This is a genomic window from Bythopirellula sp., from assembly GCF_041737835.1.
In the GTDB taxonomy this organism is placed as follows: Bacteria; Planctomycetota; Planctomycetia; order Pirellulales; family Lacipirellulaceae; genus Bythopirellula.
Window position 1 is genome coordinate 1 of sequence record NZ_JBGSQY010000040.1, and the last position, 15,845, is coordinate 15,845.

Sequence of the window (15,845 nt, forward strand, 5' to 3'; positions counted from 1 at the left end):
AAAAATTCATATCCGATAGCTTCGCTTCGCGTGAATTGTGTCTAATTGTTCGCATCTGTCATTGCCCTTAGGGACTACCGGAACTGGTGCTGAGTAAGACCAACTCTTCGTCATTGCAAGGAACGATCACCTCGAATTCGATGCTGCCTTGCTGGTCAAACCGACGGGCCAGTGAAGCGAGAGCTTCTAAGCCAGCAATCGTCGCTTCCATATCGGGAATCGACCGGGCCATTCTTTTGATCGTACCCTCGGCTGATTGCAATTGCCTTTCGAGGCGACTGGCCTCTGCCTTCACCTTAGCCGTATTACTGCCGTCGTCACGAGCCCAAACTGAGCTAATGGCTCCTGGCAAGGAATCTACCTGACGCTCTGCAAAAGCCAGTCTACCGCGTCCGTCTGCCAATGCATTTTGGACATTCTCAATGGAACTTCTAACATCCTGCGAAGTAAGTGGTGCGTTTCGCTTTCCACCGATTTTGTATCTAGGAGTGAATCTCACCGTTGGGCTCTCTTTCTTACCCACAAGTGAAAACCTTAGTGACGCATCCCCTTGCCAACCCAGCAACTTGATTTCCACAGTATCACCGAATGACGCCGTGGCTGAAGCTGGATCGACCTCGAAGTCAACACCAGCAAGGTTTACGTCATGCACCCGCAACTGAAGTGCCTCAGCGGACGGTACTGCAATCTCTGCCAGGTCATAGAGGTGATTGCGTTCCGTCAGATTTGTCACAAAAGCCCCAACGTCTTTCGTGGGCCGAAGTTGGATCTTTGCTGTCTCGTTTCCAGCTTTTAATAACAAAATGCAATTTCGCAATTGATCAGCAAAACGTCTGTCTTCTACCACTTCCCATTGAAATTTAAGGTAGCTTTCCTCAAAACAAATGAGAGCAACCAAAACATCAAACTCTGAAGCCAATTTATCCAGAGCCGAGCCTGCCGGTGCATCGCCCTTTACCTCACTTTTTTCCTCGTCTGCTTTTGTGTCCTTCGTTGGGGCTGACTTGAGTCGAATTTCCCATGCCTTAAGTTCTTGCCCGTCGATCTCTTCCCGAACATAGAATTCTGCTCCAGGAAACTTGGCAATCGTCGGCTGGGCAAGGGTAATCTGCAGCTGCTGGTGCGTGAAATCTGAAACTGAGCCCAACTTTGCTTCTTCCATTTTGCCGTCATCGCCTGAACTTGCCGAGGACTTTTTTTCATCGAAAAGAGGCAAGGCGATTTCCTTCTCCAGTGACGCCAACGAGATCACTTGCACTACTGGTTGATTCTCAACTTCGGGAACTTTCTGAGGGTTCGTCGACGCTTCACTCGCTGGCGAAGAAGGCGAATTCGATTCCTCACCTTGGTTCGTTTGCTTTTGGGCAGAATCTTCGAGGTGGTCAGGTGTAATACTAATCTCAGGAGTCACTCGACTTGGTCGTTGGTCGGCAGATTGCTTCTCGGTAGTGTAGGCTTCACTTGGTATGGATGCAGGTTCTTCAACCTCACTTGGCAAATTCAGCTTTTGCTCAGTGACTTCATTTGGAGTTGCAGAAGCGACCACAGAGGGCGTTGAAGGAGTATCAGTTTCACCACTCAAACCAAACACAATAAGTGCTACGACTGCCAAACCAACGACGCCGACGAGAGTGTAGAGAGGCAGTTGTGAGTTGTTTCGCGGTTGGGTTAGATTGATGTGAGTCGTTGGGCCTAGATCAAGGATTGGGCCATCTGATATACCTTTGGCAAGATCATCAATTGTTCGACGTGAACGAGATGTGGTTGATGTAGCGGGCAAATCCGGAGTAATTGAGTCGCCGTATTGCAAGTTTGCATGTTCATATTTTTGCGACTTCAGGTTCGGTGCCGTTCTCGGTCTTACGGCTTGTGGAGAACTTGCATCCACTCTGTGCAATGAAGTGCTGGTAGAATCTGTCAAGCTCAAGTTCGCCGATCTACCGTAGAGCTTAGAAAGATACGCAGCCCGTGAACTCGGATCGGACAGACATATCCTAGCTCGCTCCATTCTTCGCAGAATCATGCGGGCTGCCAGATGAAGCTCCGCTGGTAGGGTCTTATTCAATAGCGACGCACGTTTCTTGGAAGCCCCAGTGATTGCCTCTGCATCCGTACAATCTTTGCCTAGGCCGAGAAGCGTAAAGTAGTCTGGTGGACAACTCTGCGGCGGAATCTTAAAAACCTCGACGTACACGCGAAGTTCTTGTTTTAAGTCGGCATCGTTCATTTTCGGAAGACCCTAGTTGTATTTGATCATTCATTGATCTTCGCTGTACCGCCTCCAATTCCTCGATTCCGTTGCTTGCAGCCGTTCGGCTGCGGCAAGCCACCATTCTAAACTGCTGAGAAACCACTTATCAAGTGTCGAGCGACCGAAAGAACTGGGGAGAAAATGCCGTCTTCGCTTCTCTCACCGTTAAAGTTTACGTTTTCGCAGCTGAACACAGCTTGAAGTATAGAAGGGTGGTCGCTAGGGATGAGTCAAGGATTCACTAGGGTAAAGTACGGTTTGAACAAGTTGTAAGCTTCGACTTCTGTGATCAACTTACGTTTAGGTCGTCTCGATAATTGGACTTATACTCAATGTGGCTTTATTTGGTCTCTTGATGGCCCTGCCTGCCCCCTTCACCCGAGCCACGTTTAGAGTGAGATTCCAATATTAACGGGTCTGGTCACTATGAGAACGTGATGCCACAACGTGCCGCGATTAATTTCGCCAAGAATAATATAGACGCCATGGTCGTCTGAGGGTCTTGAAGTCGAGAGGGAACTATTCCAAAGGACGAGAATAGTACAAAGGGGAATGGTTCTGGGGTCTACTTGGCCGAGTATCCCCGTAACACCACTTTGAAATACGCAAACAAAAGTGCAAAGTTAGGGTGACAGGGTGACACTTTCCGCCCTCCCCTTACCGCCACTCTTGACCAGATTGTTCCGCGATTATTTTGGGTGGACTGCAGATTGGACTGCATTCGGTGTCGCTAGACGTTCCGGAATGTCACCTGTTGGCATCAAACTCGCAAGTAAGCTCGGTTCCGCAAATTGCGTCCTGACGGTACGTGTACATCGATGACATGATCTGGTATGTTATGTCGAGACATGTCGGCATGTCTTGTTGTCGGACTTGGCGGCCTACGAATCCGAAGGTTACAGGTTCGACTCCTGTGGGCTGTACTGTTTTTGCTTCTTTTCAGAATCATTCTGAGGTTTTGGCAACTTTCCGTCTTCTGTTGCCCTTATTGGATGTGCCGCACTGATTTTTCTTGCTGCCGAAGAGAGCGCATCCAAATAGCGCGCTAATCGCTCACTCTCCTCAGCCGGGTGTGGTGGATTTACGGATTGCTATGTTTGTTTGGTCTTGTCGTGACCGAAACTCCGTTTTTAAGGCGAGTTCAGTGGCTTCCGAGCGTGGTACGTTCCTTGCGAATAGTTCCCTCAGCTACGCCATCCATGTCAGGTAGTCAACGCTGTATGAACAGGCGATTCGGCAGCGACTTGGTGGGAGGGTTTTTCGATGTCCCAGTTACACATTGGTACTCAGGTCAGACTAAAAACGACGGGCGAGCTCTATCGTACTGACTCGGCGGTGAAGGATGGCCGTTTGTGGCTCTCGAATTCATTTGACAGTTTGTATGCGCACGCCGATCAGGTTGAGTTGGCGACAAGGCCTAACAAGAATCGAGCTGCTAAGCCTAAGATTGCTGCCAATCTCAAGATTTATCTGGGGCACTCATCGCCCGCATGACCTATCCGAAATAGGTCTTGATCCCATCGAGCACTTGCGAGGCGGCGACCGAGGCGAGGATCATGCCCATCACGCGGCTGATAATGCTCGAACCGCCGTCGCCGATGACTTTGATGATCACCGAAGAGGCCCGCATTAGGATGTAAGCGGCGCCGATCACGATCAGCATCAATCCCGTGACCACAAAGAGCTCGTCGATGGTGTGCAGGTCGTTGCGAGTGAGGAGCACGACGGCCATCATCGCGCCGGGCGAAGCAATCGACGGGGTCGCCAGGGGGAAGATCGCCACGTCGTCGGCATGCTTGATATCTTTGCGCTCGGCTTCGGGTTTGCTGTCGCCGAAGATCATCGTCAGTGCGAACAAAAACAAAATAATTCCGCCTGCAATTTGAAACGCGGAGATCGAAACTCCCATCGCGTTGAGCACGTATTCGCCGACCAGGATGAAGAAGAGCAAAATTCCCGCGGCCACGACCGACGCGCGGTTGGCAATGCTGCGTCGCTCGGCTTCGGCCCGGCCACGCGTCGCAGCCACAAAGACTGGCATCGTGCCTATGGGATCGATCACCGCCCACAGGAGTACAAAGTTGCTGAGGATAACTTGATATTCTGGCATGCACGTAGGGCAGTGTCTTTTAATTTGGTAATTCTTATATGACCGGGTCTCTATAATCCAGGCCGCCCGTTCGGATTCTGTATGCTCCTGTGGTGCCCGCATTCAGCTTGAAATGCATCAGCATTTCGTAATAAGGGATTGGTGCATGGTCACTACCATAAACAGCATGGGCAATGTGCGTCAATCCGCTAGAGAGGCCCCCCTTGGCGCTCGGCGATCTTCTAATACGATTAGGCTATCCCCCGACCAAAAGGAAGACCCACCATGAAAGATCGTATTGCATCCCTTACCCCCCGCCAGTTGGAAGTCGTTCGTCTCGTCAGCCTGGGCTGCGACGTGGGTGAGATTGCCAATATCCTTAACCTTGCCGTCAGCACGGTCGACAATCACAAGGCCGCTGCGATGAAAACGCTGGGAACCGATAAAGCCACGCTGCTGACTCGGATTGCCATCAAGCACAAGATCAGCAAGCTCGATGAGACGCTGACTGCCGCCGAAAAGCGCAAGTCGGGCCGCAAGAATGACGGCTGGAACTAGAGATAAGTTTTAGTTGTCTTCATCCATCTGTGCCGGATCCAGCTCTAATAGCTTGCTTGCGTTTGGTTCTTCGACGTAATCCTGAAATAAGCTTTCAGATACGACAAACTATGTTTGTACGTCTACTTGGCCAACTCGCTATTCTTTGCGTTGCGCTCGCGACAAGTTTCGTCCATGCCGTTGAGCCTGTCACTCCGCACGCCTCGCCGGAAGCCCGCGCTGTGCTCGATTATCTCAACGAGATGAAGGGCAAAAAGACGCTCTCTGGGCAAATCTGGGTGCCTTGGAAGCCCGACGCCTTCGAATATATCGAACAAGTTACGGGCAAGTTGCCGGCCATTCAAGGCCACGACTACATGTTCGAGCACGACAACAAGCGCGGCAATGAGTTGATGATTGAGTGGTGGCGCGCCGGCGGAATTCCCACCGTCATGTGGCATTGGGGAGCGCCGACCAAGGGCCAGGGTTATGGCCAAAGCAAGATGGCGATCGACATGAATCGCTGTTTTGAAGAAGGCACGCCCGAAAACAAAGCGATGTGGGACGATCTCAAACGGATCGCCGATCACTTGACTGTGCTCCGCGATGCCGGCGTGCCCGTGCTGTGGCGGCCGATGCACGAGTTCGACGGCGGTTGGTTCTGGTACGGCATGGGGACCGATGAGCAGTTTATCCGGCTGTGGCGGACGATGTTCGATTACTTTGCCAAGGAACGAAAGCTCGACAATCTGATCTGGGTCTTGTGCCACAGCGGCCGGCCCCGCGCGGGCTGGGATCCCGGCAGTGAATATTACGATCTCGTAGGAATCGACACTTATGACAAGGCAATGCAGCCGTGGCTATACAAATGGGTGAAAAATGTTTACGGCGATAGCGCGCCGATTCCGCTGCATGAGTGTGGCACGATCCCCGATCCCGATCGTAGTTTCGCGGACGGAACACCGTGGTCGTGGTGGTTGGTTTGGCACGGCAGCTATCTGTTCGATCACGATCGCCAAGCACTGAAGCGGGCCTACAACCATGAGCGCGTGATTACGCGCGATGAGTTGCCGAAGTTTGAAACGGAAGCCGCTTCTCTTACAGCGCCCGACGGCGGCATATAATCGTTGTAGAAGTCTTTTTTTACAATTTCTCTCTTTTCCTGACTCTAAGGAATTCACCACGCCCGATCGCGCCAGCTTCAAGCCTTGGCTTGAGACTTAAGTGATTTCCCAGCGTGCTCCTGTGTGATCCTCAACGTCTTATATACAGAGGATTGCTGCTAATCAGCCAACATCTAGAGAGCTGATAATTTATTCCTAAGTCGATTTCAATCGTAATACTCAGAACCGATAAATGCCTGCCAACCACTCGTGTCTGAGGTAGAGATAGTTGCTTGGCTCGCTAGTTGTGGTTATTGGCAATGGCATTGAGCTATTCTTTGTAGTAGTGGTGAAATGCAAGTCATCGCGACTGGCAATTACGAACAGGCATCGATTCATGAGATCTATTACCGACAGCAGCCAGTTGTGCATCAATCTCTCATACAAAGAGAATTGTCCCCGATTATCGACAGTGGTTTTATAGTGACACGTTGGCAGACGTGCTCCCACATAGTAAGGAGTAGCCATGACACTCATAATTGACCAGTACAGTCCTCGAACGGCTCTTAGGCGGGACTGCCCTCGAAGTTCGACACACGTACCTTCAATCCTGTGCATCGACGATGACCCTGGGATACAGAGTGCCATTGAATTGCGGTTAAGGGCGTACGATGTTGTGGTGCGCCATGCCTATTACGGAATGCAAGGTATTTCGGAGTCCGTGCGAAAGCATCCTGATCTGATCCTGCTCGATATGGCTATGCCCAATGGGGATGGACGCTACGTCTTGAGGTGTTTGCGTGCTAACCGCGATACGGTTACCGTGCCAATCATCGTGCTTACCGGCATGAGGGATCCGAAGCTTGCTCATGAAGCGATTGCGTTGGGGGCCGACCAATATCTGCGAAAGCCAGTTAGCGGAGACGAACTTATCCAACGTATCGGTAGTTTTATAGCGCTCAAATCCAAGTAAGAGAATCTGGCGCATCGGACATTACTTGTTCTTGCGCAAAGGAGCTATCTCGTGAAGTTTCTGGTGATTGAAGACGATCCGGGGCATGCGGTGCTGATTAGCCGCATGTTGAAAAAATTATTTCCGACGTGTGCGATCGAAACAAATCAAGAGATCGCTGGAGTACTAGCACGCGATGACTTCCAGCAGTTTACGGCCGTGCTTTCGGATTTAACTTTGCCCGATGCGGAAGGGCTCAACCGGGTGCGCTTGCTCAGCGATCACATGCCCAAAATACCGCTGATCGTTTTAACGTCGCTTGTCGACGAGCAGATGGCACTTCAGGCCCTGGAGAACGGTGCGCAAGACTATCTCTCGAAGCATGAGATTCTTTCCGAAGGAAGCGCTGGGGAGGACAAGCTGCGACGGGCGATTCATTACTCTATCCAACGACAAGAATCCCAGAGAGAGAATCAAAGACTCGTCCAGCAACTGACAGAGAGTAAAAAACTATTGGAGACTAAGAATAAGCGGCTTGAGGAGCTTTGTGAAACCTCGCAGCGGTTTGTCGACAATGTTTCACACGAGTTTCGCACGCCGCTGACCGTGATAAAGGAGTACAGTTCGCTAATTCGCGATGGTGTGATTGGCGATGTCAATGACGAACAGGTGGCCATGCTGAATGTCATTGATGATCGCACCGACGATCTCAATACAATGGTCGACGATCTTTTGGATTTTAGTCGCCTGGAAGCAGGACTGTTGGGGATGTACCAACAAGAATGCATGCTCGAGGACATTATTAAATATCTATTCCCCAGTCTCCGGCGTAAGGCTGCGGTTCGTAATGTTGTTTTGGAACTTGAAATCCCTGATGATTTGCCTTGTATCTGGTGTGATAGTGAGAAAATCGGGCGCGTGATCATTAACCTCGTGGTGAATGCCATCAAATTCTGCGGCGAGCCAGGTCGAGTCAAATTGTGGGCGTTAGCCAATGATGTCGATCGAGAGGTACAAGTCGGCGTTTCGGACAATGGTCCAGGCATCCCACAGGAGAAGTTGGCAGAAATTTTCAATCGTTTTGAGCAACACGTGACGAACGTTCGACAAAGCACCAAAGGATTTGGCCTGGGATTGGGAATTGCCAAGGAGTTGGTCGACCTGAATCTTGGGCAAATGGAAGTGCAAAGTGAATTGGGAATGGGGAGTGATTTTATATTCACCATCCCTTACGCCGAATATGACGAAATCTTACAGCGACAGTTTACCGCTATCCGTAAAGAGAATTCGAATTCAGCGGAAATTTGTGTCGTCTCGCTGCGTGCTAAAGATGTGACCGACGAATGCGATCTGACGGATTTGGGTATGCTTTTGCAGCAAGATTTGCGCAGACATGACCAACTCTTTCGCGTCAATCCGAGGCACTGGTTAGCCGTACTCTCGATGCCGCCCCTTGAGTTGTCCGGATTCACACAACGAATCGAGAACGACCGCCGAGAAATTAGCCGCAATCGCCCTAAAGGGGATTTGCCTGAAATAGAGATCAAATATCGCGGCAGTTGGCAATTGTTGGAATGTAGCGAAGAGCAAGTGCTCGCAGCGATTCACGCTAGCTATGCCGATGAGGAGGCACTCCATGTTTGCCCAACGTAAGAAAGTACTCATCGTCGATGACGATGTACAAATCTTGGCTGGAACGATGTTGCGTCTTGAACACGCGGGCTACGATACGTGCCTTGCCAGCGATGGAGACCTAGGCGTGAGACTTGCTCAACAAGTGCTCCCTGATCTCGTTCTGATGGATGTCAGTATGCCCAGGCTAAATGGTTTAGATGCCTTGGTTCGTCTGCGATCTGATCGTCGAACTGCGCAAATTCCGGTGGTGATGGTCTCTGCCAGCTTGCCAGATCAACGAACGGCGCTAGATGCTGGCGCGCGGTTTTTTGTCAGGAAACCTTACACTAGCCAAGACCTTCTTTCCGCAGTTGAAAAAGCACTTGATGGCCCTAATCGATTTAACCTGCCCTGCTCAAGATTTTTAGAAAGCGACAGCCATGCTAGTCCCTCAAAAGCCTAAAATAGTGATTGCCGATGACGACTTTGATTTGGTTCATGTTCTTAGTATTCGTTGTTCTGCGTTAGGATTAATCGTACACACGGCCATGGATGCGTCTTCTGCCTGGCTAAAAATCGAAGACGTTCACCCCGACGTCGTACTGCTTGACGTGAGTATGCCTGCTGGCAATGGGCTGTGCGTGGGCGAAATGATGTCGAAACACGACGAATTGAAAAAGACGCCACTTATTGTCCTAACGGGCAGGACCGACCATCAAACAATTCGACGTTGTCATGAGCTCATGGCTTTTTATGTGACCAAGTGCGACGATGTTTGGTCACGAGTTAAACCCCTGCTCTGCGATATCTTCGAAAATCAGGGGAAATCGTTGATCGTCGAGCCACATGATAATGAAACACACGATGTTGAAATGAAACGTGGAAGAATGCATCTTATGGATGCCGTGTTTACCTCGCTAGAGGCAGAAGAATCAGTAGCCATGCCCGTCAATGACATGACTGAAACACCGTGGCTCTTGAGTATCGATGATGACGAGGCATTTGCACATGGTTTGAAATTGCGCTTGCAAGAGCATGGCGTTGAAGTCGTACGCGCGTCGGCCGGCATGGAAGGCTACCGGCGCGCGTTCACGACTCCCGCAAACGTCATCCTCCTCGATTACGAAATGCCTGACGGTAACGGCGATTATGTGTTGGGACGACTCAAAGATAATCCCGTGACGCGCGATATCCCTGTCATTGTTCTGACAGGGCGCCGTGAAAAAACACTCGAACGCAAGATGTATGCCATGGGGGCCGATTGCTTTATGACGAAGCCCTATTACTGGCCGGAGTTGTGGGACCAGATCCACCGCCACCTGCCTGAATGTGTGTCTCTGACATCTTGTCATTAGTGGCCCCAACTGTGTAACTAATATCAGCGTTGGCACGGCTTGTGCTTTTCTTTAGCCGTGACCGTGAAAGTTTGATCAACATCTCAAATTTTCCCGGGACTTTCCCACGTTATGGGAGGTCGAAGCCAACAATCGAGCGCGCACCCCACGCACACCCGTGCGGATGCGGCACGAAACACGAAGTAGTACGCAGTTTATTTCCATGGAAACTTTTACTCCCGGCATGTGGTGGATCGCACCCATTTCTTCAATCTTGGCCTTGGCGTTTGCCTATTACTTCTATCGCGCGATGCTCGCCGCCTCACCGGGCAGTGAGCTAATGCAAACAATCGCCGGTTACGTCCGCGAGGGGGCCATGGCCTACTTGCGACAGCAATATCGTGTTGTTGCTAAGGTGTTTCTGCTGTTGATGTTTGTGTTAGGCGTGCTTGCCTGGTTTGGAATCCAAAACCCGTTCGTGCCGATCGCTTTCATCACGGGCGGAACTTTCTCGGCGCTGTGCGGTTTTATCGGCATGGTCACCGCCACGCACGCCTCCTCGCGCACGGCCCAAGGTTGCCTTGCCAGTTTGAATCAGGGATTGCAGGTAGCTTTCCGCTCTGGGGCGGTGATGGGGTTGGTAGTTGCCGGATTTGGGCTTCTTGATATTTGTTTGTGGTATCTCATCCTCGATAAGTGGGTGTATACGCCCGAGCACATGCAGCAGGGTTTGTCGCTGTGGGGTGTCACGTTCGTTCAACAAGGGATGACGGACCTTGACAAAATGGTGCAGATCACCGCCACGATGATCACGTTCGGCATGGGTGCTTCGACGCAAGCGCTTCTTGCGCGTGTTGGTGGTGGCATTTACACCAAAGCCGCCGACGTTGGGGCCGACTTAGTGGGCAAGGTCGAGGCCGGTATTCCCGAAGACGATCCGCGTAATCCAGCCACAGTGGCCGATAATGTGGGGGACAACGTCGGCGACGTCGCCGGAATGGGAGCTGATCTTTATGAATCCTATTGCGGTGCAATTCTAGCGACGGCCGCGCTGGGGGCCGCCGTCGGCACACGCCACGTTTACGAAGGCATGCCAATTTCCGAAGTGCTCAATCTTGTGATCGCGCCGATGGTGGTTGCCGGGATCGGCATCTTGTTTTCCATCCTGGGCATGTTTTTGGTGAGGTGCCGCGAAGGGGCTTCGCAAAAGCAATTGTTGCAGGCGTTGCTGTTCGGAACGCTCGGTAGCAGCGTGATGGTCATCGTGGCGTTGATCGTGGTGGCAAGCAGCACGAATCTCATCGGTTGGGGAATCGTGGGTTCGGTGATTTCAGGGTTGGTTGCGGGGGTGATCATCGGCCAAGCCACGGAATATTACACGTCCGACGAATACGCACCCACGCGTGGAATTGCTGGACAAACGCAAATGGGGGCCGCCACTACCATCATCGACGGTCTGGCCACGGGTATGGCATCAACCGGTGCTCCCGTGGTCGTGATTGTGATTGGCATGCTCGCCGCTTTTGGCTTCGCCGGTGGGTTTAGCGATCTTACGATGGGGCTTTACGGGATCGGCTTTGCGGCGGTGGGAATGCTCTCGACATTGGCCATTACTTTAGCGACTGATGCTTACGGGCCGATTGCCGATAACGCGGGTGGCAACGCCGAGATGGCACATTTGCCCAAGGAAGTTCGCGAGCGCACGGATGCGCTCGATTCCTTGGGCAATACGACCGCCGCCACGGGGAAAGGTTTTGCGATTGGTTCGGCGGCGTTAACCGCGATGGCACTGTTGGCGGCTTACGTAGAAGAAGTGCGGCTATGGGAAGATCGGTTTGATGTGCCCGCAGTGACGCAAGTTGCCGACGCCTCGACGACAACTTTGGCGAGTGTTTCGGATGAATATTCCCCGGGCTTGGCCGCTCATTCGAGTTTAGAAGAGACCGTGATTGCGCATGATCTCACGATTATGAATCCCCTTTTACTCTCGGGGATGTTCGTGGGGAGCATGTTGGCCTTCGTGTTCTCGGCGATGACGATGAAAGCGGTGGGACGTGCGGCTGGGAGCATGGTCGAAGAGGTTCGCAGACAATTTCGTGAGCATCCGGGGATTATGCTTGGCATGGAGAAACCGGATTATGCCCGTTGCGTTGCGATTTCAACCGCCGGGGCGCAACGGGAAATGATTGCCCCCGCCATTCTGGCGATTGGCGCGCCCGTGGCGACAGGACTAATCCTCGGTGTGGCGGGCGTGATGGGAATGCTCGCCGGGGGGCTTGTGACCGGTTTTGTGTTGGCGACGACGCTCAACAACGCTGGCGGTGCTTGGGACAATGCCAAGAAGTATATCGAGAAAGGTGCCTACGGCGGTAAAGGCTCCGACGCCCACAAGGCGGGCGTGATCGGCGACACCGTGGGGGATCCTTGCAAGGATACCAGTGGTCCCGCGCTCAACATCCTAATTAAGCTCGTGACCATGGTGAGTGTGGTCTTCGCGCCGGTGGTCGTGAAGTTCGCACCGATCGTGCAAGCGTGGTTGGGAATAGGAAACTAATCAAGTTCCGCCTTCCGAAAGGTCAGTCGGCTCGCGTTGCAAATACGCCGCGAGCCGATAGAATGCCGAGACCTAGAATTACCTCGTCCCCCCACGGGAAACTTGCCGCTGGGCGACTCGCGTGTCACCTGTTGTTCGGCAGACCTCGACAATGGCCTCTGCTCCGAACAAGCTCTCGCTCGGTGAAAAGCTCGGTTACGGCCTGGGCGATGCCGCCGCGAATTTCGTGCTCCAAATGCGGCTGGCCTTTCTGATGGTGTTCTATACTGATCACTATGGCCTGACGGCTTCGGTTGTAGCCGTGATCATGGCCACTTCGCACATCACCGATGCCTGCAACGATTTGGTCATGGGCACGCTTTCCGACCGCACGCAAACCCGGTGGGGGAAGTTTCGCCCCTGGATTTTCTGGAGTGCGATTCCGCTCGGCGTGACGGGGTATCTGATCTTTGCCGCGCCGGAGCTCAACGCGACGGGAAAAATCATCTACGCGGTGGTGACGCTGAATTTAATGATCATCTGCTACGGCGCGAACAATATACCCTATTCCGCGTTGGGGGGAGTAATCAGCGACGATCCCGACGAGCGCGTGAGCGTAGCCTCGTGGCGGATGGCTTTTGCAATGCTGGCGGCCTTGTTTGTCCTGACGTTCACGCTCGACATGGTGAAAGAATTCGGCCAAGGCAATGCCCTGCTTGGTTACCGAGGCACAATGGCGATTTGGGCGGGCCTGTGCATTGTGTGCTCGCTAGGAGCTTTCTTTTCGACCAAGGAAAGAATTACCGCAAAATCTGTCAAACAAACATCGCTTAGCCAGGATTTAAAAGCGCTATTTGCCAACACGGCTTGGCGCGTGTTAGCGCTAGCGGCATTTTTGATATATATCTGCAACGGTCTTCGCGGCAGTGCGACGCTGTACTATTTCCAATACGTTGTTGAACGAGAATATCTGTTTGGCAAATTCAGCCTCTTTGGCGCGTTCAACGCGGCGGGCATGATCGGGGCGTTGGTCGGCATCTTTTTCTCGCAAGCGCTCGCCCACAAGTTTGGCAAGCGCAACACATTTTGCGGAGGGCTAGTGGTGTCGGCTTTGCTGGTAGCGTTGTTGTACTTTGTGCCCGCGGATGCTGCCTGGGGCATTCTTGCGATGCACTTTCTGTTTCAAGTCGCCTTCGGAGCCACCGTGCCTATCGTGTGGGGCATGATCGCCGACGTTGCCGATTTCAGCGAATGGCGGTCGGGTCGCCGCATCACGGCGCTCACGTTCGCCGCCACACTCTTCTTTTTCAAGATCGGCCAAGGAATCGGCCAAGCGCTGACTGCGTCGATTCTCAATATGATTGGCTATGAGCCCAACGTGCAGCAGACTCCCGGAGCGGTCGAAGGCATTCGTGTGATGATGACCATTCTGCCAGCGACCATCTTTTTCCTCTCGGGCGTGACGATCCTCGCCTACGTGATCACCCGCGCGATGGAACAAGAAATGACCGCCGAACTACGTGAACGCCGAGCACAATTGGCAGCAGTTGAAGAGTAGTAACGGGTAGCCGCGACACGTTGTTCGCGAGAAGCGTCGCCTTCGAGAAAACCTATGCCGAACACGTGTCGGGGTGCGGAGCATAAGAATTGTTCGACTTAGCGCCCAGAAACTTCTTGTCACAAGTGACACCTACACTCGACTGATGACGTTCAAAACGTACACAATCTTCGCGCCAGTCGAGTTTCGCTGCCACCCGAATTAGAAGAACCGCGTCTACCGAACCATCGCCCGCGAAAGCAGCGAATGAACAAGCATCATGGCCGCGGCCCAGGCGGCGGTTGGTTCGGGCACGGATATGGCTTCCACGCTGCTCAATGGCTCGGCAGTTGTGACCTGTTGCTGCCAAGCTATATAATCCCGGCCATCCACGTCAGCATCGCCGTGGTCTCGCGTCGCGCCGGTGGTCATGCCATAGCCTTGTTGCCACATCGCGAGGTCTGCGCCGTTGACTTCGCCGTCGAGATTAAAGTCCGCACCGGCAGCGAGGTTGAGATTCATGAATTTCACATCATCCAGATGCACGGCCCCACCCTGGTTGTTGGGCTGGTTGAACAACAGCGACAACCGTGCCTCGACCGCGTTGGCGGGAGCAACTGCCGTCAGATCGAAATCATTCCAGACATTGTTCGGCGAACTGCCGTTGGCAATGGTCAAATCGTTCCGTTGCAGCATGGCCGATGACCCGGTCTTGGCGCCAAAGTTGTTGTAGAACTCGATGCGCATGATCACGGAGTTGTTCGTGCCTACGATGGAATCCTGCGACCGAATGAAGCGGCTCACATCGGCCCGCACTTCGTCGCCCGGTTCGACAGAGATCCCTTGATAGATGCCCGAGGGATTCGCACTGCCGGTGAATCGGCCGAACATTTTTAACGATGCATCGTCTTTGGCGGCTTCATTGTGAATTGAAACATTGTTGGTGAAAGGTTCGTTATTGGTGATGCTCCACCCAGCGAGCGAACCATCGTTGTCTTCGAAGTTGCCATTCACCAGTTTCAGTGGCACGTCGTTATCCCGCTCGAACACGCGGACATAATCGACCTGCATTGTTTGCGGCCAAACGCTTGATCCGTCGGGTTGCTGATCGTTGCCACCCAGGAAGTCGCCACCGACGGCCACGTTAAGCACGGTTTCCATCGGCGCGTTATTGCTGATTGTTCCATTCACATCCGAGTCGTAGAGCGTATACCAATTGATGTCGTCGACAAAGAACTTAATCTTCGTGGCGTCCCATTCCACGCTGTAGGTGTGAAAGCCGTCGTGATAATTCACCGGCTGGCCGAAACGCGATTGCGTATTTTCGTCGTACTTGTACTGATGAGCTTCCCAGTTGGGCCCATAGTGAAAGGCGCTGCTGGTGAGATTGGGCTGCTGCCCACGATTTTCCAGGATGTCGATTTCCCCCTGGCTGGGCCAAGGATACTGGTCGACATTAGGTAACAACCAGATGGCTGGCCAGGTTCCTTTCGTTGACGGCAATTTCGCCCGAATTTCCCAACGGCCATATTGATTGGTGTAATGGCTTTCCAATCGGGCCGAGCGATATTGCTTCCCACCGTAGGGCTGGTTGGTTGCCGTGATGGTCAACATGCCATTGCCAACCGTGGCCTGTTGAGGCACATAGGCCTGCTGCTCATTATTATGAGGAGACGTCCAGATCTCATTCTGCCATTTGGTCAAATCAACCGCGTTGCCGTCAAATTCGTCGGCCCAGACTTGGCTCCAACCCTCGGCACTCATCGCCACGGATTGAAAACCAAACAGAGCGGCCACGCTCGCCAACAGGAATGCCGGAACGCGCCCACGAATTATGGTCGCGTGATTGTATGAAGCTGCCATTGTTCCTCTTGCCTCTTTAGGTAGTGAGAATT

The 15,845-nt window shown here is 52.7% G+C and carries 12 protein-coding genes; 9 read left to right on the forward strand and 3 right to left on the reverse strand.

All coding sequences use genetic code 11. The annotated features are described in order from the left end of the window. Positions 1 to 67 precede the first annotated feature (67 nt). Complete coding sequence (locus tag AC6T8Q_RS11550) at positions 68 to 1,921, reverse strand: hypothetical protein (protein ID WP_500679226.1); 1,854 nt, start codon at positions 1,919 to 1,921, stop codon at positions 68 to 70. A gap of 1,593 nt (positions 1,922 to 3,514) precedes the next feature. Here AC6T8Q_RS11550 and AC6T8Q_RS11555 point away from each other — a divergent pair. Continuing rightward, positions 3,515 to 3,745 carry a hypothetical protein gene (locus AC6T8Q_RS11555; protein ID WP_500679227.1) on the forward strand — a complete coding sequence of 77 codons (231 nt, stop codon included), beginning with the start codon at positions 3,515 to 3,517 and terminating at the stop codon, positions 3,743 to 3,745. 1 nt (position 3,746) lies between these two features. On the opposite strand, the gene AC6T8Q_RS11560 is transcribed toward AC6T8Q_RS11555, so the two are convergent. Beyond that, entirely contained in the window at positions 3,747 to 4,361 is a 615-nt protein-coding gene (locus tag AC6T8Q_RS11560; RefSeq protein WP_500679228.1) for a MarC family protein, read from the reverse strand. Between the two features lie 264 nt (positions 4,362 to 4,625). On the opposite strand from AC6T8Q_RS11560, the gene AC6T8Q_RS11565 reads away from it, so the two are divergent. The 8 genes from AC6T8Q_RS11565 (at position 4,626) to AC6T8Q_RS11600 (ending at position 13,971) form a co-directional block, all read left to right on the forward strand. Continuing rightward, the gene (locus AC6T8Q_RS11565) at positions 4,626 to 4,898 is read left to right on the forward strand and encodes a response regulator transcription factor (protein WP_496918623.1); all 273 of its coding nucleotides are present in this window, start codon (positions 4,626 to 4,628) and stop codon (positions 4,896 to 4,898) included. A gap of 110 nt (positions 4,899 to 5,008) precedes the next feature. Next, positions 5,009 to 6,001 carry a glycosyl hydrolase gene (locus AC6T8Q_RS11570; RefSeq protein WP_500679229.1) on the forward strand — a complete coding sequence of 331 codons (993 nt, stop codon included), beginning with the start codon at positions 5,009 to 5,011 and terminating at the stop codon, positions 5,999 to 6,001. Between the two features lie 505 nt (positions 6,002 to 6,506). After that, positions 6,507 to 6,953: a response regulator gene (locus AC6T8Q_RS11575; RefSeq protein WP_500679230.1), complete on the forward strand. Its 447-nt coding sequence runs from the start codon at positions 6,507 to 6,509 to the stop codon at positions 6,951 to 6,953. A 51-nt stretch (positions 6,954 to 7,004) separates the two neighbouring features. Then, positions 7,005 to 8,585 carry a sensor histidine kinase gene (locus tag AC6T8Q_RS11580; RefSeq protein ID WP_500679231.1) on the forward strand — a complete coding sequence of 527 codons (1,581 nt, stop codon included), beginning with the start codon at positions 7,005 to 7,007 and terminating at the stop codon, positions 8,583 to 8,585. Then, positions 8,569 to 9,009: a response regulator gene (locus tag AC6T8Q_RS11585; protein WP_500679232.1), complete on the forward strand. Its 441-nt coding sequence runs from the start codon at positions 8,569 to 8,571 to the stop codon at positions 9,007 to 9,009. The genes AC6T8Q_RS11580 and AC6T8Q_RS11585 overlap by 17 nt, the downstream gene beginning before the upstream one ends. Then, complete coding sequence (locus AC6T8Q_RS11590; RefSeq protein ID WP_500679233.1) at positions 8,987 to 9,901, forward strand: response regulator; 915 nt, start codon at positions 8,987 to 8,989, stop codon at positions 9,899 to 9,901. The genes AC6T8Q_RS11585 and AC6T8Q_RS11590 overlap by 23 nt, the downstream gene beginning before the upstream one ends. 202 nt (positions 9,902 to 10,103) lie before the next feature. Further along, on the forward strand, positions 10,104 to 12,434 hold the full coding sequence (locus tag AC6T8Q_RS11595) for a sodium-translocating pyrophosphatase (protein ID WP_500679234.1): 2,331 nt from the start codon (positions 10,104 to 10,106) through the stop codon (positions 12,432 to 12,434). Between the two features lie 151 nt (positions 12,435 to 12,585). After that, entirely contained in the window at positions 12,586 to 13,971 is a 1,386-nt protein-coding gene (locus AC6T8Q_RS11600) for an MFS transporter (RefSeq protein ID WP_500679235.1), read from the forward strand. A 216-nt stretch (positions 13,972 to 14,187) separates the two neighbouring features. Here the strand turns inward: AC6T8Q_RS11600 and AC6T8Q_RS11605 are convergent, their stop codons facing one another. Further along, complete coding sequence (locus AC6T8Q_RS11605; protein ID WP_500679236.1) at positions 14,188 to 15,813, reverse strand: family 16 glycosylhydrolase; 1,626 nt, start codon at positions 15,811 to 15,813, stop codon at positions 14,188 to 14,190. Between the last annotated feature and the right edge of the window lie 32 nt (positions 15,814 to 15,845).